The following is a 423-nucleotide window of genomic DNA, read 5'->3' as shown; positions in this document are numbered from 1 at the left end:
CCCTGCAAGGGGTTGGGGTGGCGCAACTGCCGGAACTGATTGTCCGGGAAGCCTTGCAGGACGGACGTCTGGTGGAACTGTTCAGTCAGCATCGGCCAAAGTGCGGCATCGTGCACGCCGTGTTTGCTTCACGCCGTGGGCTGCTTCCCGCGGTCAGAGGGCTGCTGGATGTGTTCGAAACCTCGTTCAAAGAGCTAAGCCTTAGTCCCGACTCGCTTTATTGTTCTCTTCATAGAACGAACAGTCGCATTCAAGACCACTAATCATCTATTGCGATCAAGGATAGGATGCTCGCCACTTCATCGCTAAGTGGCGATTTTCTTTAAGGAGCTACGTTATGAATTTATTGCACCTCGATTCCAGCATCCTCGGCGATCATTCCGCTTCGCGTCAGTTGACCCATGAGGTCGTTCAGGCCTATCA

The 423-nt window shown here is 53.4% G+C and carries 1 protein-coding gene and 1 pseudogene; both read left to right on the top strand.

What is annotated here, in order from left to right; all coding sequences use genetic code 11:
• A partial coding sequence (locus tag ALO43_RS09280) for a LysR substrate-binding domain-containing protein (protein WP_235812528.1) occupies window positions 1-263 on the top strand: 263 nt, incomplete at its 5' end.
• Between the two features lie 74 nt (window positions 264-337).
• Window positions 338-423, top strand: a pseudogene (locus tag ALO43_RS30045) (FMN-dependent NADH-azoreductase); the annotation flags it as partial.

The sequence above is a fragment of the Pseudomonas tremae genome (assembly GCF_001401155.1).
Classification (GTDB): domain Bacteria; phylum Pseudomonadota; class Gammaproteobacteria; order Pseudomonadales; family Pseudomonadaceae; genus Aquipseudomonas; species Aquipseudomonas tremae.
This window is presented reverse-complemented; position numbering and strand designations above follow the sequence as displayed.